Origin of the sequence: Streptomyces sp. SCUT-3 (assembly GCF_014083985.1) — a bacterium.
GTDB lineage: Bacteria > Actinomycetota > Actinomycetes > Streptomycetales > Streptomycetaceae > Streptomyces_H > Streptomyces_H thermolineatus.
Genome location: NZ_CP046907.1, coordinates 5,799,477 through 5,820,678, shown reverse-complemented (window position 1 = coordinate 5,820,678; position 21,202 = coordinate 5,799,477). Strand labels below are relative to the sequence as shown.

Genomic DNA, 21,202 nt, shown 5'->3' with positions numbered 1-21,202 from the left:
GGGCGCGGGTTCAGAGGTGTACTGGAGGTGCCGGAAGCAGGAGGAGGGTGCCGAACGAGGGGAGCGGCCCGTGGCGCAGCCCGATGCCGTGGACCACGCCCGGCCCGGGGCGATGTTCGACCGGGAGGCCGAGTGGGAGGCCCTGGTGGCCTTCGCGTGCGACCCCCGTCCCGGGCCCGCCCTCGGGGTCGTGTCCGGCCGCCTCCGGCAGGGGAAGACGTACCTGCTGGAGGCCCTGACCCGGGCGGTGGGCGGCTTCTACTTCGGTGCGCAGGAGGCGACGGAGGCGGAGTCCCTGCGCCGTCTGGGCGAGGACCTCGCCCGCCGCACCGGGGCGTCGTCCCCGGTGCCGCTGCCGCGCTGGGAGGACGCCGTCGACGCCCTGCTGGCCCTGGGGGACCGGGAGCCGCTGCCGGTGGTCCTGGACGAGTTCCCCGACCTCGTCCGGCAGAGCCCCGCGCTGCCCTCCGTGGTCGAGGGCGCCTACCACCGCGTGCGCCGGGAGCGGCCGCACAACCGCTCGCGCCTGCTGCTGTGCGGCAGCGCCGTGTCCGTGATGAGCCGGCTGTTCAACAGGCCCTCACCCCTGCACGGGCTGGCCGGTCTGGAGCTCGCGGTGCACACCCTGGACTTCCGGCGGGCCGCCCGGCTGTGGGGTATCGAGGACCCGCGCCTGGCCCTGCTGGTGCACGCCGTCGTGGGCGGGACCCCGGCGTACCGGTACGACTACGCGTGCGAGGAGGCCCCCTCGGGCCCGGAGGACTTCGACGCCTGGGTGTGCAGGACCGTCCTGAACCCCCGCACGCCCCTGTTCCGCGAGGCGCGGCACCTGCTCCAGGAGGAGATGGACCACTGGGACCGCGCCCTGTGCCACTCGGCGATGACCGCCGTCACCTCGGGGTGCTCGACCCGCGGCGAGATCGCCGAACGGCTGGACCGGCCCCTGCCGGACGTCTCCCACGCCCTGGTGGTCCTGCAGGACTGCGGTCTGCTGTGCGGGGAGCCGGACGCCTTCCGGCCGGCCCTGACGCGCTACCGGATCACCGAGCCGCTGCTGGCCTTCGAGCACGCCGTCGCCGCCCCCCACCGCTCCGCGCTGGAGCAGGAGGACGCCGTCGGCGTCTGGAAGCGGGCCCGCGCCGTCTTCGACTCCGCGGTGGCCGGCCCGCACTTCGCCCAGGTGTGCCGGGACTGGGCCGCGGGGTTCGCCGCGCCGGAGACCTTCGGCGTGGCCCCCGGCGCCGTGTCCTGCGGTTCCCTGACCGATCCGGAACAGCACGCCCGCCTCGACGCCGAGGTGGTCCTGCGGGCGGGCGCCGGCACCCGCCGGGGGGCTCTGCTGTCGGTCGGGCGGACGTGCTGGGACGAGGTCATGGACGTGCGCCACCTGGAGCGGATCCGCCGCCTGCTGGCGCTGCTCGCCGACCGCGGCGAGGACGTCGGCCGCGCCCGGCCCGCCTGCTACGGCGGCGCCGGCTTCACCCCGGAGCTCCGCGCCGCCGGGGAACGCGGCGAGGTGGTCCTGGTCGACCTCGACCGGCTCTACCGGGGGAGCTGACCCGCGGGGCGTCTGCGCACCACGGCCCCGCCCCGCTCAGCGGGGCGTCTCCGCCCCGCGGCCGTACAGCCTGTCCAGTTCGCGGCGGTCGCGCTTGGTCGGGCGGCCCGCCCCGCGGTCGCGCAGGCCGATCGCCGCCCTCTCCTCGCGCGGCGGGGGCGGCGGGCTGTTGTCGACGAAGCACTCCGCGGCGACGGCCGCACCGACCCGCTTGCTGATCGGGCGCGAGACGACGACTATCCTCTCGCGGCCCGCGTGGTACAGCCTCACCTGGTCCCCGGCCTTCACCGGCTGGGCGGGCTTGACCCGGTCGCCGTTGACCCGGACGTGGCCTGCGCGGCAGGCGGCGGCGGCCATGGAGCGGGTCTTCACCAGCCGGACCGACCAGATCCAGCTGTCGACCCGGGCGGTTCCCTCCTGCGACGTCATGCCTTTGACTCTAGAGCCTGCGGCGCCCGGGGCGCCTACCCGTTTCGGGCGGTCTCCAGCACCCGGACGCTGAGCCTGCCCTCCGGTGCGTCGTAGCCGACGGTCTCGCCGGTCCGGCGGCCGAGGAGCGCCAGGCCGAGGGGGCTGTCCGGGGTGATCAGGTTCCCCTCCCCCAGGTCCTCGGCGATGTCCCCCACGCGCAGGGTGGCCGTGGTGCCGTCGGAGTACTCCAGGGTGACCGTGCTGCCCACGGTGACGACGTCCCCGGGCTGCGCCGGGCCGGGCGCCGGGGCGGAGCGGGCCGCCTCGAGCCGGTCGGAGACCTCCCTGATGCGGTCCTCGAGCCAGGCGAGCCGGTCCATGGCCTCGATGGTCCGGGCCTGGTCGACGCTGTCCCCCGGGGAGTCGGTGCCGCCCGCCAGGATCCTCGCGACCTCGTCCCGCTGCCGGCGCAACTGCTCCAGCTCGTCCTCGAGCCCCCGCCGTGCCGCCGGGGTGAGCGGGGCCCTGGCGGGGTCGTACTCGTTGGTGCTCATGGGCGTCTCCTGGATGACGGGCTGCGGGCGGCCGCTCCGTCCGGTCACGACGGCCGGACGGGCCGCGGGCGCGGCGCCGGTGCCGCCCGGTCCCGGTGCCGCAGGTCCCGCACCCAGCGTACGTACTCCCCGGCACGGGCACCCACCGCGCGCCGGGCCGGCGGGGGCGCCGGGGCGGTCACCACTGCGGCCCCACCGGGCGTCCCCGGCGGGGCGGCGGGGCGGCGGGGGGCGGCGGGGTGCCGGGGCGCAGCGGCAGGGCCAGCAGCGCTCCCGTCACGAACCCGGCCACGTGCGCCGGATAGGCGACGCTCGCCGCACCGGACACCCCGTACCCGGCCGAGTACAGCGCCTGCAGGACGAACCACAGCCCCAGCACCGCCCATGCCGGCAGCCGCAGCGGGACGAAGAAGAAGAACGGCACCAGGGCCCACACCCGCACCCGCGGATAGAGCACCAGGTAGGCGCCCAGTACGCCCGCGACCGCCCCGGAGGCCCCGACCAGCGGCTCGGCGGACCCGGGGTTGACCAGGGCGAAGCCGTACCCGGCCACGTACCCGCAGACCAGGTAGAACAGCAGGAAGCGCACCCGGCCCAGCCGGTCCTCGATGTTGTTGCCGAAGATCCACAGGAACAGCATGTTGCCCAGCAGGTGCAGCCAGCCCGCGTGCAGGAACATCGCGGTCAGCACCGACAGCGGCGGCGACTTCTCGTACCCGGGCGGCCCGACCAGGCACCCGGGGCCCCGCGGGCCGACCGCGGTGCTCCCCGTCGGGACCTGCGTGGGCGGGTCGTTGCTCACCAGCTCCCGCGGGACCGCGCCCCAGTGCTCCAGGAACGCCTGGAGCCGGCACAGATGGGCGAGACCGGTCTCGCCCGTGAGGGAGTCCACCACCCCGGGGGTGCGCAGGAACACCACCACGTTGACGGCGATCAGCGCGTAGGTGACCCACGGGGTGCGGCGCACCGGGTTGTCGACATCATGAACGGGAATGACCACATCCCGACCCTCCCCGCATCGGCGCCGTTGAAGCCGACCGTCCCGCACGCCTCGGCAAGCGGCACTCGCTCGGGCGAACGGGGTGGCAAACCGCAGAAAACCTGCCCGTTTCGCCCTTGTTTCTTCTGCGGTTTGCCACCCCGGCTCGTCTCGGCGGCAGGGTGCGGAGTGCGGCCCCCGCGGCGCATGCGCCTACGCGGTCCGGCCGCCGTACGGCACGGTGATGAGTTCCATGGCGTGGCCCGCCGGGTCCATGAAGTACACGCCGCGGCCGCCGTCGTTGTGGTTGATCGCGCCGGGGTGTTTCCGGTGCGGGTCGGCGTAGTGCTCGATGCCGCGCAGCCTGATCCGGGCGTACGCCGCGTCGAACTCCTCCTCGGAGACCAGGAAGGCGTAGTGCTGGGGGGTGATCCTGTCCGCGGGGATCGCGGCGAAGTCCAGCGTGACGCCGTTGCTCAGGCCGACGGCGACGAACGGGCCCCACTCGGCTGTGATCTCGAGGCCCAGCAGGTCCGCGAAGAACTCCGCGGATTCCCGGTTGTCCCGGGCATGGATGATCGTGTGGTTCAACTCGACCGACAAGGAATGCCTCCGAAGGCATCTCCCGACACCTCCATGCCTCACCCGACCGGTGACCGACACGCGATGTCGCCGTGAATCCTAGCCGTTGCGGCCCGCGTTTTGACTCCTCCTCCTCGTGAACGAGGAGGATTCCTGGCTCACTCCGCCCGGCACCTATCAGGTGGCAGGTCTTACGAGATCAGCGCCGGCCGGGTCGAGACCGGCCCGGACGAGCATCACGCGTGCGGAGTTCTTGTCCCTGGGCGAGACGGCTCCGCACATGGTGCACGTGTAGGTTCGCTCGGACAGCGGGAGTGCGTGCTTGGTTCTCGCTCCGCACCGGGCGCAGTCCGTGGTGGTGTGCGCGGGATGCACCAGGTGCACGTCCCGGCCGTGCTTGCGGCCCATCTCCACCAGCGCCGCCTTCGTCGCGCCGATCGCGGCGTCGGCCGCCTTCCGCGCCATCGTGGTCCTGGCGAGGAACCTCGGGCGGAAGTCCTCCACCGCGACCGCGTCATGGTCCCGGACGACGCGCTTGGCCCACTTGCGGGCGGTGTCAGTGCGCTGCCGCGCCACCTTCTTGTGCAGCCGCGCGGCCCGGCGCCGCGCGGTCCGGTATCCGGCGGAGGCGGCCTGCCCGCGCGCCGGGCGGCGCCGGGCCATCATCTGCTGATAGCGGGCCAGCCGCTGCGCTGCGGCCTTGCCGTGCCCGGGGTGCGGCAGGTCGTGCGCGTCGGAGGTGGTGGTGGCGATCACCGCCACGCCCCAGTCGACGCCGAGCACTCGGCCGGTGGCGGGCAGCGGCTGCACCGCGGCGGCCACGACGAACGAGGCGTACCAGTGCCCCAGACCGTCCCGGTAGATGCGCACGCTCGTCGGATCGGCAGGCAGGTCCCGGGACCACACCACGGTCAGCACGATCCCCCCGGCCAGATGCAACCGGCCGTCCCTGAGCCGGAAGCCCCGGACGGTGTAGTTCAAGGTCGGATCGGCCTCGCGCTTCTTCCTGTGCCGCGGCAGCCCGGCCCTGCGCCGCACCGGCAACCCCGCCCGGATGTCCTTGAGCGCCTTGGCGCGGGAGGCGGCGAAGTCCCGCACCGTCTGCTGCTGCGGGACGGAGGCGCCCTCGCGCAGCCACGGCAGCTGGGCGCGGGCCGCGGTCAGCATCCTGTCCAGCTGCGCCGGACCGCACGTGGCCCTCCCCCCGGACGCCTTGTTCAAGGCGTGGATCCTGCGGGAGACGGCCACGCACTCGTTCCACACCCACCGGCACCGCGCCCACTCCGCCTCCAACCGGGCGAGCGCGGTCGACGACACCCGCAACCGGTACGTGTACCGGGCACACCCCGCCACACCGCCGACCGCCACCGCTGCTGTCGTCATGGCCGGAAACCTAGCCCCCTCCACTGACAACGGAAGAAAGCCCAGGCCGGAACAGATGCGCCCAGGACTCCGCCGCTTCGCGGCTCCGTGCCAAGGACCCATTCCTCCCCGGCCTGAAGGCCAGGGCATCCTGGGAGAAGTCAGTGAACAGCCGCGGCTCCGCCTGCCCGGCACAGTGCGCACCCGCGGTCCCCGGGCCGCGTGCGGGGCGTGCCGCCCCCGTGCTGGGCCACCGGTCCGGGGTCCGCGGGGTGCGGGATCAGCCGTTGACCGTGTCCCGGACCTGGGCGTAGACGGTGGCGTCGGTGAGCAGCCCGCTGTGGCTCAGGCAGGCGGTGCGCGTGTTGGCCGCCCCCGACAGGGAGACGCTGCTGTCGGGGTTGATGATGGTGTCGCACGGCGACCACCAGGTCGCGTAGCGGGGGGAACCGGGGGTCTCGTCCCCGGAGTTGAGGGCGGTCAGGAAGTCCGAGCCGACCCGCATCTCGCGGCAGGAGGTGTCGGCGCAGGCGTTGGCCCAGTCGGTGCCGTGGTTCGGCCCGCCGAGGGAGACCCAGGTGTCGATCCTGGAGGCGCCTCCGAGGTTCTTGGCGTAGTAACGCGAGGAGAGGCCGCCCATGGAGTGGGTGACGACGTCGACCTGCGAAGCACCGGTGGCGGCGAGCAGTTGGTCGATCTGGGTGGCGAGCTGCTGCGCGGTGACGGCGTTGGACTGGCTCGAGTCGTAGCTCCACTGCTTGAGGTGACTCGAGGGCCAGCCGTCGTTCCTGAACCGGTCCGCCATGGTGTTCCAGTTGGAACCGCTGCCGGAGTAGCCGTGGACGAACATGACCGGGTGGCTGGACGGCCCGAAGGCGGACGCGCTCGCCGCGCCGGCGGAGGACGGCGTCTGGAGGGGGAGGAGAAGGCCGGCGACGGCGGCCACGAGCAGGGTCTTCTTCACTGGACGACCTCACGGTGTGCTGGGGGGAGGCGCGTGGGGGCGCCGGGAGTGGTGTCCGGTCACGCCGTTCCGGGTCACGGAATGGCCAGGGAGGCGGGCGCGGCGGAGGAACGGGCCCCGTTCCGGGCCGCGTGGGCGGGGTGTCCGCCCCCGTGCGGAGTGACGCAAGGTTACTGACAGGTACACGCCGGAGGTCAAGGGTCGTGCACGAACAACTCTTGCCTACGGGCAAGAGATTGGTGCGGCGTCGGCCGCCGGTCCGCGCGGGAGCGGCGCCGGTGTCGGTACCGTGCATCCATGCAGATCACCGGGGAGCAGACGACGGATCAGCGCGGCCACGTCCTCCTGGTCGCCGGGGCCGGAGCCGTGCACCGGCGTCGCGCGCAGCCCACTCCCACCGCCAACCTCGCCGCGCTCGCCGCAGTCCCGTCCCACATCCTGCTCGGCAGCACGGTGCCCACCGACGTCGTCCACCTCGACGGGCTGCGCGACCCCAACACCGTCCTGCTGCGGCTGCGGGCCGCCGCCGCGGCCGGCGGGCCGCTGCTGGTGTACCTGACCGGACAGCTCACCAGCGACCGCAAGCAGCACCGGCTGCACCTGGCCCTGGGCGGCACCACCGCCTCGACCGTGCGCTACACCGCCCTGCCGTGGTCCTGGCTGCACAACGAGCTGCGGATCCGGCCCGCCGGGACCACCACGCTCCTGGCCGACCTGGTCGCCGACAAGGCCGCCTGGCTCCAGGTGCGGCAGGACCCGGAGGCCCTGGGCCTCGGGCTGCCCCTGTACGGCACGGTCGCCGCCGCCGGGCCGGTCCCGGCCGGCCCCGGCCCGTACACCCGCCGGCTGGTCGAGCAGCTGCGGCACGGCCGCTCCCGGCCGGGCACCGCCCAACTGCACGCGGCGGCCGTCGCGTCGGCGGACCTTCCGCCCGGCACCGTGGTGCTGCCCGTGCCGCGGGCCCTCACCGCGACCGCGCACCACTGGGACCCGCCGGCCTCCCCGGACGTACCGGCGGCACCGGGCACGGCGGGTGTCCGGGGAACGCCGGTGCCGCAGGGCGCGGCAGCGGCGCAGGAACCGGCACCGGTGCAGGGCATGACGACAGTGCGGGGCGTGACGACGGTGCGGGGCGTGGCTGTGGTGCAGGACGTGCCGGTCCGCCCGGACGCGCCGCCGCTCCACCGGCCCTCGCCCGTCACCGCGGTCTCCCCGCCTCCCGGGTTCCGGACGGCCGCGGTCACCACCGCCCCGGCGCCGCCGTCCGGGGGACGTTTCTCCACGCCGATGCCGCCGATGGTCCCGGTCCAGACACCGGCGCACACCCAGGTGGTGCACACGCCGCCCGCGGGGGCGCCGCCCGTCCCGGCGGCTCCGCCTGTCCCCCCGGCCCCCGCCGCCCCGCCCGCAGCGTCGGGCGTTCCGGGCGTTCCGGGCGTGCCGGGCGTGCCCGCCGCCGCGCCGGGCGATCCCCGGCCGCTGATCCGGGAGGCCGCCGAGGCGGGCCGGCACCACGAGGCCGCCTCCATGGCCGCGGTGTGGGAACAGCAGGTCATGCGCCAGTACGGCCCCAACAGCCTGGAGGCGACCCACTGGGCGGAGATCCGGGCCGACCTGGCCCGGATGGCGGGCAACTACGGCCTGGCCACCGAGCTGTGGATCGCCTCCTGCCGCGCCCGGCTGGCCCACCAACCCGCGGACGCCCCCGAGGTCCTGCTGGCCGCCCGCGGCGCGCACTACTGCTGGGAGCACATCACCGACCAGCCGGCGAAGGCCCGTGAGCTGGGACCGCACCTGATCGGCCTGCTGCGGCAGCTGCCCGCCCTGGACCCGCGGCACCTGCCCACCGCCCGCCGCCGACAGGAGGCGCTGGAGGCCGGCGCCGTGCCCTGAGCCCCCGCCCCGCGCGGCCCGGACGCCTGCCCCACGCGGCCCGCTCGCCCCGCCCCCCGCCCGGCCCGGACGGGCCTATTCGGGCGGCGGCGGGCCGGGGGTCCGGGTGCGGGGGATCCGGCCCGCCACCAGGCACCCGCAGAGCGCCAGCACGGCCATGGAGCCGCCCGCCCAGGCCAGTGCCTGCTCCCTGGCGCGGGCGTTGATCCGCACGAGTTCGCCGGCCGCGGCGCCCGTCACGCCCCGGGAGCCGAGTTCGGCGCGGATCTCTTCGTCGCTCGCCGCGGTGAGCTGGACCTGCTCCTCGACCGTCCGTGTGACGAGCTGCTTCTGGGCGGGTGTCAGGACGGTGCTGCCGTTCGCCCCGGCCTCGAAGGAGTGGAGCAGCGCCACCGCCATGAACGCACCGGCCAGCGCGACTCCGAGCGAACTCCCCAGGTAGGTGCCGCTGCGCGACAGCCCGGTCACGTCGTCCACCTCGTCCGGCGACGGGGCCGACTGGATGAGGTCGGTCACCGTCGTGGCCAGTCCCTGGCCCAGGCCCAGGAGGAAGAGCCCCGGCGCGAACGCCAGGCCCGTGGTCGTCTCGTCCCGCACCTGCGGGTCGAACGTGGCGGCGATCACGACGCAGCCGGCCGCCATGAGCAGGAACGACCCCGTCTGGGCGGCGCGGTGGGTCACCCGCCCCCCGCCGACGAGCCCGGCGGCCACCGGGGCGGCCGTCATGAGCCCCAGCGTCGTCGCAACGAGCGTGATCCCGCACCACAGTGCGTCGAAACCGAGGGTCGTCTGCAGGAAGACGGGCACGAGGAAGACGATGCCGTTGGGCACCAGGTACTGCATCGCCTGGGTCTCCGACCCGGTACGCACCGTGCGGTTGCGCAGCACCGACAGCCGTACCAGCGGGTCCCTGCCGCTCCTGACGAGGCGGCGCTCCCGCACGGCGAACACGGCGAGGACCACCAGTCCGGCGCCTGCGAGGAAGGGCACGGGAGACGGGCCGCCCCGGTGGAACAGCACGTGGCCGAACACCTCGAAGTCCTGCCGGGCCCGGACCAGGCCGTACCGCCCGGCGAGCAGCGTGGCGACGACGAGCAGCCCGACCCCTGCGGCGGACAGTACGGACCCCGCGGCGTCGAAGGGCTCCCGGGGGCCCTTCGACGCCGCGGGGTCCGGCCCGGGGCCGGGCGTCCGCCGCAGGGCGAGTACCACGACCGTCGTGATCACGGTGCCCATGAGGAACGACGCGCGCCAGCTCACGTAGTGGGTGAACACACCGCCCAGGAGCGGCCCGACCGCCGCGCCGATTCCCCCGACCGTCCCCAGGGCCGACAGGGCCCTGGTCCGGTCGGCCCCGGTGAACTCCCGGGTGATCAGGGACAGCAGCGCCGGGAGCATCAGCGCCACGCCGATCCCCTGGACCAGCGACCAGCCGACCAGCATGTACGCCAGGTTCGGGCCGAAGGCGGTGAGCAGCGTGCCCAGCACGAAGACCTCCGCGCCGAGGACGAAGACCCGCCGGTGCCCGTGGCGTGCGCCGAGCTTGCTGCCGGTGATCAGGAACGCGGCCACCACCAGGGAGTACAGCGAGATCGCCGCCTGCACGCCGGTCAGCGTCGTGCCCAGGTCGTCGAGGATCGCCGACAGCGCCACGTTCATGGCGGTCGAGTTGTAGGTCAGCAGGAAGTTCTGCAGGGCGAGGGGGAGGAACAGCGTGCCGAGGTAGAGCGTGCGGGCCCGGCCGGCCCGCTCCGTCCTGTCCCGCCGGCTCACGGCCCCGCCCCGCGGGCCGTCCGGCTCTCCGCCGCGGGCCCCGCCGCCCGGACCGGGCGGTCCGGGCGGTCCGGGCGGTCCGGGCGCCCGCCGGGCCCCGCGCTCACGTCCGGCGGGCGGTGAGGACGGCGACGGCCTGCCGCAGGCGCAGCTCCTCCAGGGTTTCCGCCTGCCGCCGCGCCCGCTCCAGCAGCGCGTCCAGCGCGGACGCGGACAGGCGCGGATCGCGGTCGGCCAGCGCCCGCAGGGCGCGCCACAGGGACGCCTTGCCCTCGACGCCCAGGTGCATGGCCTCCAGCTCGACCAGTGTGCTCAGCGGGGAGCGGCGGACCAGGCGGCCGTTGGACTTCAGCCGGGCGGCCTTCTCCCCCACCCAGGCTGCCAGCACTTTGTAGCGTCGCGGCTCGACGCCCAGCTGCGCCATCACCTCCAGCAGGGAGTCGCGGTCCCGCGCCACCTCGCGGGCCAGTTCCCGCAGGGTGGGGCCCGCCGGCGAGCCCTGCTGGGCGCCGGCGATACGGCGGGCGAGCCCCACCCCGCCGGTGGCCCCGGCCAGGTGGTCGTTGAGGTAGACGTCGATCGGCCTCGTGCGGCCGCCGCTGCGGGCGGGTGCCCTGCCGGTGCGCTCCATGGTGTCTCCCGCTGTCGTCCCGTTCCTGCTGCTTCCCCTGCCCGGCGGGGCGCGGGCGAAGCGGAACGGCACGCGTTCGGCCCCGCGCCGTCCGGGCGGCGCGGGGCCGAACGGGGCGGGGTCGAACGGGGCGGGGTCGAACGGAGCGGGGTCGAACGGAGCGGGGTCGAACGGGGCCGGGCGGGCCGGGTGTCAGGGCCCGACGGGGCGGGTGGCGGCCGGCGTGCCCAGGCGGACGGGCAGGGTCCGGACGGAGTTGGAGATCAGGGAGGGGACGGGGACCAGTTCGCCCGGGTCGACCGCCAGGGCGAGGTCGCGGTGGCGGGCGAAGAGCGCCGGGAGGGCGATCGTCGCCTCGAGCCGGGCCAGGGGCGCGCCGAGGCAGATGTGGGGGCCGCCGCCGAACGCCAGGTGCCTGCGCTGCTCGCGGGTGATGTCGAAGCGGCCGGCGTCCGGGCCGTGCTGGTCGCCGTCGCGGCCGACGGCGCTGTAGGGGGCGAGGACGGCTTCGCCCGCGGGAACGGTGACCCGGCGATCTCGATGTCCTCGACCGGGTAGCGGGCCAGGAAGTTGCCGATGGGGGCGTCCCAGCGCAGGGTCTCCTCCACGACGGCGGCCCAGGTGCCGTCGTCCCCGGCGAGGGCGAGGGCCCGCTGGTCGGGGTGGGTGAGCAGGGCGCGGACCGCGTTGACGATCAGGCTGAGGGTGGTCTCGTGGCCGGCGGAGACCATCAGCCACAGGGTGCCGACCAGTTCCTCCTCGCTGAGGGCGTCCGGGTCCTCGTCCCGTGCGGCGATCAGGGCGCTGGTGAGGTCGTCGCCGGGGTCCCGGCGCCGTGCGTCGACGACGCGGCCGAGGAGCTCGTGGATGTCGTGCTGGGTCCGCAGCACCTCCTCCGGGCCGGCGGTGGAGCGGAAGATGCTGTCCACCAGCTCGCGCATCCGGGGGCGTTCGTGCTCGGGCACGCCGGCCAGTTCGCAGATCACCTGCATGGGGACCGGGTAGGCGAAGTGCTGCCGCAGGTCGACCGTCCCGTCCGGTCCGGCGTGCCCGGGGAGCGCGTCCAGCAGGCCGTCGACGACGGCGGTGATGCGCGGGCGCAGGTCCTGGACGCGGCGGGGGGTGAGGGTGCGGGTGACCAGGCGGCGCAGCCGGTGGTGCTCGGCGCCGTCGGCGGTGACCATGTTGGTGACCTTGACCATGCCGGTCAGGGGCCAGTCGTCGGGTATCTCCCCGTCCCTGATCGCGTTCCAGCGGTGCCAGTCCTTGCTGACGCGGGGATCGGCCACCAGGTCGGCGAGGTGCCGGTGGCGGGTGACGGCCCAGGCGCGGACGCCGCCGGGCAGCTCGACGCGGACGACCGGGCCCAGCTCGCGCAGCCGGGCGGCCTCGCCGTGGTGGTCGGCTCCTGTCGGGTCCAGCCGGACCAGGGGGACTTGCTGGGCGGGGGCGTCCTGAACGGTCATGTGCGTTCTCCGGGGTGCGGGGAGGGGTGCGGGGAGGAGGACGGGGCGGGGGCGGGCCCGGCGGGGGTGCCGGGGCGGTGCGCGGGGCGGCGGACCGGCGTCACCGGCCGCCGCCGGGCGGGGGCAGCGGCGTGGTGAAGTGCACGGGCAGGGAGGCCGGGCAGCGCGTCCACGGCGAGGGGCGGGGGACCACCTCGTCGGCGCCGACGGCCAGCCGCACCCCGGGCAGGCGCTGCAGGGCGGTGTCGACGGCGGTGCGGGCGATCAGGCGGGCGGGGACCCGGGCGGGGCAGGCGTGCGGTCCGGCGCTCCAGGCCAGGTGGGCGCGGTTGCCCAGCTCCGCGGCGGGGTCGCCGGTGTGGACGCGGGGGTCGTCGTTGGCCGCGGCGAGGCCGAGGATCAGGGCGTCGCCCCGGCGGACCTGGCGTCCGCCCAGTTCGGTGTCGCGCAGTGCGTAGCGGGCGGGCATGTGGGTCATGGGCGGGTCGCGCCACAGGACCTCGTCCAGGGCGTCGTCCACGCCGAGGCGCCCGCCGCGCAGCCGTCCGGAGAAGCGCGGGTCGGTGAGCATCAGGCGCAGGGTCTGGGCGATCCACGAGGTGGTGGTCTCCTGGCCCGCGGAGACCATCACCACCATGGACTGCAGGACCTCGTCGTCGGTGTGCAGGTCGGGGTGGGCGATGAAGCCGCTGGTGAGGTCCGCGGCGGGCTCGGCCCGGCGGGCGTGCATGACGTCGGCGAGGATCTCCTCGAACCGGCGGTTGCCGGCCTGGGAGTCGTCGGCGGAGCCGAACAGGGCGGCCAGGGCCCGCAGCAGTTCGTGTCCCTCGGCGGCGTCCAGGCCGAAGAGTGCGGCGACGGCCAGCAGCGGCACCGCCTGGGCGTACTCGGCCACCAGGTCCGCGCTGCCGCGGCCGGCGAAGGAGGAGATCAGCTCCTCGCAGATGGCCTCGACCGAGCGCCGCATCCTGCGCTGGTGGATCGAGGTGACGCCGTCGTCCAGGGGCCTGCGCAGCCGCCGGTGCTCGGGGCCGTCGGCCCCGATGACGTTGGCCCGCCAGAACATCATCGGTCCGAGGCCGGAGTCGGGGGCGACCGTGCCGTCCTGGAAGTCCCGCCAGTTGCGCGCGTCCCGGGAGTACAGGTGCTCGTTGCGGGTGATCGTCAGCAGTTCCCGGTATCCCATGACGAGCCAGGCGTGCACGCCCGGTTCCAGTTCCACCCGCGCCACCTCCCCCCACTCCTCGCGCAGCCGGCGGTAGACGCCGTGCGGGTCCGGGGAGGAGGTGATGGCGGACAGCGGGGTCGGGTCGGTCATGATGCGGCCTCCCGGGCGGCGAGGTCCTCGGTCGCGTGCTCGACGAGGGCGATCAGGGCGTCCAGGGACGAGGTGCGGTCGCGGGCGTCGCAGTCGACGACCGGGGTGGTGGGCAGCAGGTCCAGGGCCCGGCGCAGTTCCTCCTCGCCGTGCGGGTGGGTGTCGGGGAAGTGGTTGACCGCGACGGCGAAGGGGGTGTCCGCGCGCAGTTCGAGCTGGTCCAGCACCTCGAAGCTGTCCTCCAGGCGGCGGGTGTCCACGAGGACGAGCACGCCGACCGCCCCTTCGGCCAGGCCCTCCCACATGTTCCAGAACCGCCGCTGGCCCGGGGCGCCGAACAGGTACAGCACCACACGGTCGTTGAGGGTCACGCGGCCGAAGTCCATCGCGACCGTGGTGGTGTTCTTGTCCGGCAGGCCGGCCAGCCGGTCCACCCCGGCGCCGGCCTCGGTCATGGTCTCCTCGGTGCGCAGCGGCCGGATCTCGCTGACCGAGCCGACCAGCGTGGTCTTTCCCACGCCCAGCGCGCCGACGACGAGGATCTTCACCGGCTGCTGCACGGTCTCGGGCAGGTAGCGGTCAGCGCAGGCTTCGGAGACCATGCAGTACCTCCAGGAGTAGTTCGCGGTCCGGGCGGGCCGCGGCGGGTATGCCCGAACGCGCCTGCAGGTGCCCGGAGTCGACCAGGTCGGATGCCAGGATGGTGACGACGCTGACCGGCAGTTCCAGGTGGACGGCGGCCTCGGCCAGGGACAGCAGCCGAACGCACATCCGGTGCAGTGCCCGTTCCTGGCGGCCGGCCGACGCCGGCAGCGGCCTGTCCGGGTCGGCCAGCAGCAGGGTGTCGACCCTGAGGGTGTTGCGGGTCGGGCGGGAACGCCCCCGGGTGATCACGTACGGCCGCAGCGGGCTGTCGTGGTACTCCCCGGGGCTGCTCATGCCCCGGTTCCCTGCCGCGCCGGTGTGGACAGGGCCCGCTCCCCGATCTTGAGTATCTGGGCCTGCATCTGCTGGGCGACCAGGGCCGGGTCCACGACCGCCTCGGTCACCACGGCCAGGTGGGAGCCGGTGCCCGCGGAGCGCACGAAGAGGAAGCCGCCGTCCCACTCCACCATCTGCTGGTGCACGGTCCCGCTGCCCCGGCCGAACTCCTGGGCAAGGCTGCGGCCCAGGGACTGCAGCCCGGAGCAGGCGGCAGCCAGCCGGTCGGCGGTCTCGGCGTCGGTGTCCCGGGACCTGACCACCGGCAGGCCGTCCGAGCTGAGCACCACGGCGTGCCGCACGCCCCTGACGGAGGTGACGTCCGCGACCATCCAGCTCTGGTCCTGCATCATCGGCCTTCTTTCGTGTCGTCCGTGTCGTCCGTGTGGTCCTTGTCGTCACGGGCACCGGTGACGGCGCCCTGCGACCCCCGGAAGTAGGCGGCCATCCACTCCCCCGCCTGCTGCGGGGTCGGCGCGGCCCGGTGTCCTCCGGGCTCGGCCGCCTCCTGCCCGCGGTCCCGGTCGGTGCCGGTGGCGGGACGGCCGCGCAGGGAACGGCGCTGGGGCAGATGCGGGCCGCCCGCTCCCCCGGCGGGTGCGGCGGACGCGCCTCCTGCGGGTGCGGCGGACGGGCCTCCTGCGGCCGCGGTCCGGGAGCCGTCCGCCGCGGGCGTCCCGGCGATGGCGGCCGGCCGGGGGCGGTCGCGCTCCACGGGCACGGTCCCGGCAGGCTCCAGCATCTCCACCGCCTCGGCGGGCACCAGGACCACCGCCCGCACCCCGCCGTACGGCGAGGGCATCAGGTCGGCCCCGAAGCCGTGGCGGCGCGCGTACCGGCCGACGACCGCCAGGCCCGTCTGCGGGACCTCCCCGACCTCGCCGATCCCCAGCTCGCGGCGGCCGGAGACCACCTCGCGGGCCTGCTCCAGCGCGTGGTCGTCCATGCCCACTCCGCCGTCGTCGATCTCGACGACCGCGCCGCGCTGCACGGGGCGCACCGTCACCGTCACGGCGGTGGCGGGCGGCGAGGACTGCGTGGCGTTGGCCAGCAGTTCCGCGACCAGGTGGATCAGGGGCTCGACGACCTGCGCCGCGGCCGCCACGTCCGGGTCGCCCGAGACCTCCACCCGCCGGTAGGCGGTGATCCGCCCCGAGGCCGCCCGCACCACGTCCACCAGGGCCAGGGGTTCCTGCCACTGCTGTCCCGGCCCCTCCCCGCACAGCACCGCGAGGCTCTGCGCGAGGCGTGCCTGCTGGGCCGCCGAGTGGTCGACCCCCATGCTCGTCGCGAGGACGTCGGCATTCCCCGGGTGCCGGTCCGCCATCAGCGACGCCTCCTCCTGGATGCGGTGCGCCGCGGCCTGCACCCGCCGGGCGAGCGCCACCACCGCCAGCCGCAGGCTCTCGCGCCGCTCCCGGCCCTCCTCCACCGCGTCCGCCGCCACGTCGAGCACCCGCTCCAGCTCGCGGGCCACGCCCTCGTCGAGCAGGCCGCCGTGGAGCGGGGGCGGCACCGGTTCCCCGTCCAGCACCGCCGCGATCCGCGTCCGGACCAGGTACTCGGCCTCCTCCCGCACCAGGGCGGCCTGCGTCTCCAGCCGGGCGCGCCGGTCGGCGTCGGCCCGCCGGGCCTGCTCCGCAGCCCGGGCGGCCTCCGCCGCGGCGCCGCGGTGCCTGCGGCGCAGCCGGTCCAGGAGCACCAGCACGGCCAGTGCCGCCCCGCCCCACGCCGCGGTCCAGCCGGTGCCCGCGTCGCCCGCGAACGGGGCCGCCAGGAGGAGGCAGGCGGTTCCCGCCAGAGCGGCCGGCCACAGCACCCTGTCCGCGCGCGGCAGCGAAACGGCTGACGGGGAACGAGCCACGGAACAACCCCCGGAAACGAAGCGGTCGGCAAAAGGAGGAAAAGGAAAGGGCGGCCGGGGACCAACCCCTGCCCCGGCCAGGGGGAAGCCTAGGGTCAACCGGGGATTTTCCGCAGACCGCCGATTGTTTTCGGCCAGTTGCCGCACATGCCGACGACAATTCGGCCATCGCTGCGTCGCAGGTCGGACGGGTTGCTGAAGGAATCCACCGACGCGGGTTTGCAGAAAAGGGAATTTCCGGTGAACACGTCGGCCGTACGCCGGGGCCCCTGCGGGAAAAGGGGCTCTTCGCGGATCGGCCCGGACCGGGCGCACCACCCCCGCCGCGGCGGGTGCGCCCGGCGCCCGGGACCGCCGGACACGGCGTCGGCGGCACAGGCCGATGCCGGTGGAAACGGAGTGTTCCGGGGTCACCGGTCGGGTACCGTACGGGCCATGTCGAGTCCTGAGTCGGACACGGTGGGGGCTTTCGGTCACGCCGTCAGCCCCCTGAAGCACTGAACCCGTAGCCCTGTCGTCGTGCCGCGTCATGCGGTGGGACGGCTGTGCCCCCGGGGGCCGGCCGCGGTGACGGGACGACCTTCTCGTGCTTCTCCCTCACCTCGGAGCCACTCGATGCCTCTCCCGCTGTATCTGCTTGCCCTGGCGGTCTTCGCCATGGGCACCTCGGAGTTCATGCTCGCCGGCCTCCTGCCGGACATCGCCTCGGACCTCGACGTCACCGTCGGGGCGGCAGGCACGCTCACCTCGGCCTTCGCGGTCGGCATGGTCGTCGGTGCCCCTCTTGTGGCCGCGCTTGCCCGCAACTGGCCCCGGCGCTCCGGTCTTCTCGGGTTCGTCCTCGCCTTCGCGGCGGCTCACGCCGTGGGCGCCGTCACCACGAGCTTCCCGGTCCTGTTCGCCACCCGGGTCGTCGCCGCGCTCGCGAACGCGGGGTTCCTCGCCGTCGCTCTGACGGCTGCCGCCGCACTGGTCCCGCCCGACAGGAAGGGACGCGCGCTGGCCGTGCTGCTGTCGGGCACGACGGTGGCCACGGTCGCCGGTGTCCCCGGCGGGTCGGTACTCGGCACGGCGCTCGGCTGGCGGGCCGTGTTCTGGGCCGTCGCCGCTCTCTGCCTGCCCGCCGCCCTCGGCATCCTGAAGGCGGTCCCGGCGGGACGCGCGCAGGGAGAGGCGGCCGGCGGGCCCGCCCTGCGGGCGGAGCTCGCCCAACTCACGAGGCCGCCGTTGATCCTGGTGATGCTGCTCGGCGCGCTGGTGAACGCGGCGACGTTCGGAAGCTTCACCTTCCTCGCCCCCGTCGTGACCGACACCGCCGGGCTGGGCGAGTTGTGGATCTCCGTCGTCCTGGTGCTCTTCGGCGCCGGTTCCTTCGCCGGGGTCACCGTCGCCGGCCGGCTGTCCGACCGGCGTCCCGGTTCGGTCGTCGCGGTCGGCGGCCCCCTGCTGCTCCTCGGCTGGCCGGCCCTCGCCGTACTGGCCGACGAGCCGGCCGCCCTGCTCGCCCTCGTGTTCGTGCAGGGCGGCCTGTCGTTCGCGCTGGGCAGCACCCTGATCGCACGGGTCCTCCACGAGGCCGCGGAAGCCCCCTCCATGGCCGGGTCGTACGCGACCGCGGCGCTCAACGTCGGCGCCGCCACCGGCCCCCTCGTCGCCGCGACGACCCTCGGCACCACGGCCGGGAACCTCGGGCCGTTGTGGGCGAGCGGGCTCCTGGTGGCGATCGCACTGCTCGTCGCGTTCCCCTTCCGCGCCGTGGTCGCGGCCGGCCGAAGCACCGAGGTGCTCCGGTGACGTACGAGAACGCTCCCTCGGACACCCGGGGACGCCGGGGGCTCACCGAGCACCGCCGCTCAGTCGAGACAGAATTCGTTGCCCTCGATGTCCTGCATCAGGATGCACGACTCGTTGTCGTCGTCGGCGAGCAGCGTTCGCACGTGTACCGCACCGAGCGCGACCAGTCGTGCGCACTCGGCCTCCAGCACGGCGAGGCGCTCCGCGCCCACGAGTCCGGTGCCGGCCCGCACGTCGAGATGCACCCGGTTCTTGACGGCCTTCCCCTCGGGAACGCGCTGGAAGAGCAGACGCGGGCCCGTGCCCGAGGGATCGGTGCACGCGAAGTAGACGACCTGCTCCTCGGGCGGCAGCGAGCGGTGGTAGTCCTCCCACGTGGCGAACCCCTCCGGGACCGGCGGTACGACGTACCCCAGCACCTCGCACCAGAAACCGGCGAGGCGCGCAGGTTCTGCGCAGTCGAAGGTGACTTGGAACTGCTTGATCGACGACATCGGCGCACCGTAGCAGGGGGAACCCTGTTGCCCGTATCCCTTTTTGGGCAAGCCTGTCGGCCGCAGCCGTCCCCGTGCCGAGGGTCAGTTGCGGGACGCCCCTCGGGCGTCGCCCGCCGACGGGGATCCGGCGAAGGCTCCGGCGGCCGCGGCGAGGGCGGCGGCCCTGGCGGCGTCGCCGGGCATTCGCGGGTCGGAGGGCGTGCGGAGGAGCACCAGCTGGTGGTAGAGCGGCGCGGTGGCGGCGACGAGCAGCCGCCGGGCGTCGGTCTGCGGCGGGAGCTCGCCGCGCCGGACGGCCCGGTCGACGACGGTCCCGCAGCGGGCGTACCGGTCCTCCCAGAACCGCTGCTGGGCGTGGGCGGCCTTCTCGGAGCGGAACGAGGCGGCGATCAGTGCTGCCACGATCGGCGGCCGCGCGGTCAGTGCCTCCTGGATCTCCTGGTTCAGTGCCGCCAGGTCGCCTTCCAGTGAGCCGGTGTCCGGCGGCTGCCAGTCGTCGTCGCCCGCCGCGTCGAGGACGTCGGCGAGCAGGCCGCCGACGTCCCCCCAGCGCCGGTACACCGTGGCGCGGTGCACGCCCGCGCGGGCGGCGACGCCGTCCACGGTGAGCCCGTCGTAACCGTGTTCGCCGAGCTCGGCGAGGACCGCGTCGAGCACCTGCGCACGGACACGGGCGGTACGGCCCCCGGGTCGGCGCCGGGCCGGTGCCGGCCGGGGGCCTTCCGGGCCTGGAACTGCGGGAGTCGTCACTGGCCTATCCGTCTGCTCGGAGGGAGGGTGTCGCGCCGGCATCCTAATGCAACACCCGTCGCATTATTGGAGTGCCCGGTGCTCCCCGAGGCGCTCGGACGGCGACTTCGGAGGGAAACGAGGGAAACTTCGGTCGGCGATGTCGAGAACCCGTGACCGGCTCCGTCCCCGGGGTGAAGGCGACCACAATGGGTTGCACCAGCACCGAGGAGAAATGCGATGGCCAAGTACCTGCTGCTGAAGCACTACCGCGGCGCCCCGGCTCCGGTCAACGACGTGCCCATGGACCGGTGGACTCCGGAGGAGATCTCGGCGCACATGCAGTACATGAGCGACTTCGCGGCCCGGCTCGAGGAGACCGGCGAGTTCGTCGACGGCCAGGCGCTCGCCCCCGAGGGGATGTGGGTGCAGTACGGCGGCGAGGACCGCCCGCCGGTCACCGACGGCCCGTTCGCCGAGACCAAGGACCTCGTCGCCGGCTGGATGGTGATCGACGTCGACAGCCGGGAGCGCGCCGTCGAGCTGGCCGGGGAGCTGTCGGCCGCCCCCGGGGCGGGCGGGAGGCCGATCCACGAGTGGCTCGAGGTGCGCCCGTTCCTGACCGCCCCGCCCACCGTCACGGAGTGAGCTCCGGCATGGACGAGCTCCTGCTCCGGAGCCTCGTGCCGGGCGTGCTCGGGGTCCTCGTCCGCCGCGGGGCCGACTTCGCGGCGGCCGAGGACGCCGTGCAGGACGCGCTGGTCGAGGCGGTCCGCGTCCGGCCGGCCGGGCAGCCGCGGGACCCGAAGGGCTGGCTGGTCACCGTGGCCTGGCGCCGGTTCCTCGACGCGGCCCGGTCCGACGCCGCCCGCCGCCGGCGCGAGGACCTCGTCGACGAGGAGCCGGCGCCCGGGCCCGTGCCCGCGGTGGACGACACGCTCCGGCTCTACTTCCTGTGCGCCCACCCGTCGCTGACGCCGTCGTCCGCGGTCGCGCTCACGCTGCGCGCCGTCGGCGGGCTGACCACCCGCCAGATCGCCCGGGCCTACCTGGTGCCCGAGGCGACCATGGCGCTGGGGGTCCCCCCCGGCCGAAGGCTGGGGGAGGATCAGCCGGGCCAAGCGCACCGTCTCCGGTGTGCGGTTCGACCGGCCCGGCGACGTCGCCACCGTGCTGCGCGTCCTCTACCTGGTCTTCAACGAGGGCTACTCCGGCGACGTCGACCTCGCGGCCGAGGCCGTCCGCCTCACCCGGCAGCTCGCGGCCGTGATCGACCACCCCGAGGTGGCGGGGCTGCTCGCCCTCATGCTGCTCCACCACGCCCGGCGCGCCGCCCGGACCGCGCCCGACGGCAGCCTGGTGCCGCTCGCCGAGCAGGACCGCGGGCTGTGGGACACCGGGGCGATCGCCGAGGGCGTCGGGATCCTGAAGGCGGCGCTCGCCCGCGACCGGCTGGGCGAGTTCCAGGCCCAGGCCGCCGTCGCGGCGCTCCACGCCGACGCGCCCACCGCCGAGGAGACCGACTGGGTGCAGATCGTCGAGTGGTACGACGAGCTCGTGCGCCTGACCGGCAGCCCGGTCGTCCGGCTCAACCACGCGGTGGCCGTCGGCGAGGCCGACGGGCCGCGCGCCGGCCTGGCCGCGCTCGCCGAACTGGACGCATCGGTGCCCCGCCGCACCGCGGTGGCCGCGTACCTCCACGAGCGCGACGGCGACCCGGTCACGGCGGCACGGCTGTACGCCGAGGCGGCCCGGAAGGCGACCGACCTCGCCGAGCGCGACCACCTGACGCGCCGGGCCGCCCGGCTCAACGCCCGCGGGTGTTGAGCCGGGCGGGCCGCGCCCG

At 74.9% G+C, this 21,202-nt stretch carries 19 protein-coding genes and 2 pseudogenes; 5 read left to right on the top strand and 16 right to left on the bottom strand.

Annotated elements, in window-relative coordinates; genetic code table 11:
* Positions 1-70: 70 nt before the first annotated feature.
* Entirely contained in the window at positions 71-1,558 is a 1,488-nt protein-coding gene (locus GQS52_RS25715) for an ArsR family transcriptional regulator (RefSeq protein WP_259370980.1), read from the top strand.
* A 36-nt stretch (positions 1,559-1,594) separates the two neighbouring features.
* On the opposite strand, the gene GQS52_RS25710 is transcribed toward GQS52_RS25715, so the two are convergent.
* From GQS52_RS25710 to GQS52_RS25685, 6 genes are all read right to left on the bottom strand, one after another.
* Entirely contained in the window at positions 1,595-1,987 is a 393-nt protein-coding gene (locus GQS52_RS25710) for an RNA-binding S4 domain-containing protein (protein ID WP_182315944.1), read from the bottom strand.
* Positions 1,988-2,022: 35 nt separating this feature from the next.
* Positions 2,023-2,523: a GreA/GreB family elongation factor gene (locus GQS52_RS25705; RefSeq protein WP_182315943.1), complete on the bottom strand. Its 501-nt coding sequence runs from the start codon at positions 2,521-2,523 to the stop codon at positions 2,023-2,025.
* Between the two features lie 178 nt (positions 2,524-2,701).
* Positions 2,702-3,523 (bottom strand): rhomboid family intramembrane serine protease, encoded by an 822-nt coding sequence (locus GQS52_RS25700; protein WP_182315942.1) that lies wholly within the window; start codon positions 3,521-3,523, stop codon positions 2,702-2,704.
* Positions 3,524-3,715: 192 nt separating this feature from the next.
* Positions 3,716-4,105 (bottom strand): VOC family protein, encoded by a 390-nt coding sequence (locus GQS52_RS25695; protein WP_182315941.1) that lies wholly within the window; start codon positions 4,103-4,105, stop codon positions 3,716-3,718.
* Positions 4,106-4,261: 156 nt separating this feature from the next.
* Entirely contained in the window at positions 4,262-5,467 is a 1,206-nt protein-coding gene (locus GQS52_RS25690; protein WP_182315940.1) for an RNA-guided endonuclease TnpB family protein, read from the bottom strand.
* A gap of 259 nt (positions 5,468-5,726) precedes the next feature.
* On the bottom strand, positions 5,727-6,410 hold the full coding sequence (locus GQS52_RS25685; protein ID WP_182315939.1) for a triacylglycerol lipase: 684 nt from the start codon (positions 6,408-6,410) through the stop codon (positions 5,727-5,729).
* Between the two features lie 297 nt (positions 6,411-6,707).
* On the opposite strand from GQS52_RS25685, the gene GQS52_RS25680 reads away from it, so the two are divergent.
* Positions 6,708-8,303: a hypothetical protein gene (locus GQS52_RS25680; protein ID WP_182315938.1), complete on the top strand. Its 1,596-nt coding sequence runs from the start codon at positions 6,708-6,710 to the stop codon at positions 8,301-8,303.
* Positions 8,304-8,378: 75 nt separating this feature from the next.
* On the opposite strand, the gene GQS52_RS25675 is transcribed toward GQS52_RS25680, so the two are convergent.
* The 8 genes and pseudogenes from GQS52_RS25675 to GQS52_RS25640 form a co-directional block, all read right to left on the bottom strand.
* Positions 8,379-10,076 (bottom strand): MFS transporter, encoded by a 1,698-nt coding sequence (locus GQS52_RS25675; protein WP_182315937.1) that lies wholly within the window; start codon positions 10,074-10,076, stop codon positions 8,379-8,381.
* Between the two features lie 103 nt (positions 10,077-10,179).
* Positions 10,180-10,707, bottom strand: coding sequence for a hypothetical protein (locus GQS52_RS25670; protein ID WP_182315936.1), 528 nt, complete (start codon positions 10,705-10,707; stop codon positions 10,180-10,182).
* Between the two features lie 192 nt (positions 10,708-10,899).
* Positions 10,900-12,173 (bottom strand): annotated as a pseudogene (locus GQS52_RS25665) (cytochrome P450).
* A gap of 100 nt (positions 12,174-12,273) precedes the next feature.
* A complete protein-coding gene (locus tag GQS52_RS25660) occupies positions 12,274-13,491 on the bottom strand; it encodes a cytochrome P450 (RefSeq protein WP_182315935.1) in 1,218 nt (405 codons plus the stop codon).
* Positions 13,488-14,093 (bottom strand): ATP/GTP-binding protein, encoded by a 606-nt coding sequence (locus GQS52_RS25655; RefSeq protein WP_182315934.1) that lies wholly within the window; start codon positions 14,091-14,093, stop codon positions 13,488-13,490. The genes GQS52_RS25660 and GQS52_RS25655 overlap by 4 nt, the downstream gene beginning before the upstream one ends.
* Positions 14,071-14,430 carry a DUF742 domain-containing protein gene (locus GQS52_RS25650; protein ID WP_182315933.1) on the bottom strand — a complete coding sequence of 120 codons (360 nt, stop codon included), beginning with the start codon at positions 14,428-14,430 and terminating at the stop codon, positions 14,071-14,073. Before GQS52_RS25650 ends, GQS52_RS25655 begins: the two co-directional genes overlap by 23 nt.
* Positions 14,427-14,825, bottom strand: a complete 399-nt coding sequence (locus tag GQS52_RS25645) for a roadblock/LC7 domain-containing protein (protein WP_182315932.1) — start codon at positions 14,823-14,825, stop codon at positions 14,427-14,429. Before GQS52_RS25645 ends, GQS52_RS25650 begins: the two co-directional genes overlap by 4 nt.
* Positions 14,822-16,336 (bottom strand): ATP-binding protein, encoded by a 1,515-nt coding sequence (locus tag GQS52_RS25640; RefSeq protein ID WP_259370979.1) that lies wholly within the window; start codon positions 16,334-16,336, stop codon positions 14,822-14,824. Before GQS52_RS25640 ends, GQS52_RS25645 begins: the two co-directional genes overlap by 4 nt.
* Positions 16,337-16,951: 615 nt before the next feature.
* Between GQS52_RS25640 and GQS52_RS25635 the strand changes: the two genes are divergently transcribed.
* Positions 16,952-18,130, top strand: a complete 1,179-nt coding sequence (locus GQS52_RS25635; protein ID WP_182315931.1) for a Cmx/CmrA family chloramphenicol efflux MFS transporter — start codon at positions 16,952-16,954, stop codon at positions 18,128-18,130.
* A gap of 59 nt (positions 18,131-18,189) precedes the next feature.
* On the opposite strand, the gene GQS52_RS25630 is transcribed toward GQS52_RS25635, so the two are convergent.
* The gene (locus GQS52_RS25630) at positions 18,190-18,624 is read right to left on the bottom strand and encodes a VOC family protein (RefSeq protein WP_182315930.1); all 435 of its coding nucleotides are present in this window, start codon (positions 18,622-18,624) and stop codon (positions 18,190-18,192) included.
* Between the two features lie 84 nt (positions 18,625-18,708).
* Positions 18,709-19,419 carry a TetR/AcrR family transcriptional regulator gene (locus GQS52_RS25625; RefSeq protein ID WP_182315929.1) on the bottom strand — a complete coding sequence of 237 codons (711 nt, stop codon included), beginning with the start codon at positions 19,417-19,419 and terminating at the stop codon, positions 18,709-18,711.
* A 177-nt stretch (positions 19,420-19,596) separates the two neighbouring features.
* Here GQS52_RS25625 and GQS52_RS25620 point away from each other — a divergent pair, with 177 nt between their 5' ends.
* Both GQS52_RS25620 and GQS52_RS25615 read left to right on the top strand, forming a co-directional pair.
* Positions 19,597-20,004, top strand: coding sequence for a YciI family protein (locus GQS52_RS25620; protein WP_182315928.1), 408 nt, complete (start codon positions 19,597-19,599; stop codon positions 20,002-20,004).
* 8 nt (positions 20,005-20,012) lie between these two features.
* A pseudogene (locus GQS52_RS25615) lies at positions 20,013-21,183 on the top strand (DUF6596 domain-containing protein).
* Positions 21,184-21,202 lie beyond the last annotated feature (19 nt).